Source organism: Bartonella sp. CM120XJJH (assembly GCF_042194715.1).
Classification (GTDB): Bacteria; Pseudomonadota; Alphaproteobacteria; order Rhizobiales; family Rhizobiaceae; genus Bartonella.
The window spans coordinates 1-826 of record NZ_JBHINE010000098.1 but is presented as its reverse complement, the minus strand read 5'-3'; the positions used below and the strand labels follow the sequence as shown (position 1 = coordinate 826).

The window sequence follows — 826 nt, the reverse complement described above, 5'->3', positions numbered from 1 at the left end:
AACTGATTACAAAAGCAGAAGCACTTTTACATCCTTTTGGCACCAAAGCAAAACCGCTCCAACAAGTCGCCCGCTTTAGTGCAACACGCAAAAATTAAACTTCACCCGCCCTACTTTTACACCTTCATCTTTGTTGAATGCATAATAGACTTTTCAAAGAGACTTCAATATCGTAGGTCTGCATTATAGCTCCTATCATGAAATGGATGTGCCAAATATTGAGAGGTGTTTCATTAAAACAAGCGCGCGTGAATTGATAACACAAATACATTCTAGGCATCCTATTGTGCTTGAAAAACGCCCCACTCATCAAAGAATGAATGAAACAAAAACGGTAAAGCAATGCGTAATATTCAGGCTTTAAAAGATATCGCCATTGATGCTTTAAAGCCTAATAAAAAAACAACCGTAAAGAAAGAAACGCGTTTTTCCTTTATATCTTTAATCTTCTAACGATAAGGTAAAAAATAAACAGAATAAATATAAAACAGAGCATTTTATAAACCCGCAAAAGACAATAAAAATGCCGATTGGCTTTGTAGCCTTATCAAAATCATCTGTTGTTCATTGCCAACCGTAGAAGTACAATGCCCTCAGTAAAGAGTCGTAATTTTTATGCCTTTCCACGCTATCTTGTTGTAAAAGATCAAATATGGTTACATTCTGTAAATTCACTCGTGTATTGTTGCTCTCTAAAAACACTTTTACAAAAGTGCTGATTGTTTAGTTTAAGCATCATTTTTTTGAAACTCGTATTTAAAATATCAGAAAAAAATGAACATAATGGCTATTTTGATTTTTATGCCACCCTCAAAGAACAAAATCT

The 826-nt window shown here is 34.0% G+C and carries 1 pseudogene; it reads left to right on the top strand.

Annotation, left to right across the window (positions count from 1 at the left end):
• Nucleotides 1-98: pseudogene (locus tag ACFIKU_RS09980) on the top strand (polyprenyl synthetase family protein); the annotation flags it as partial.
• Between the last annotated feature and the right edge of the window lie 728 nt (nucleotides 99-826).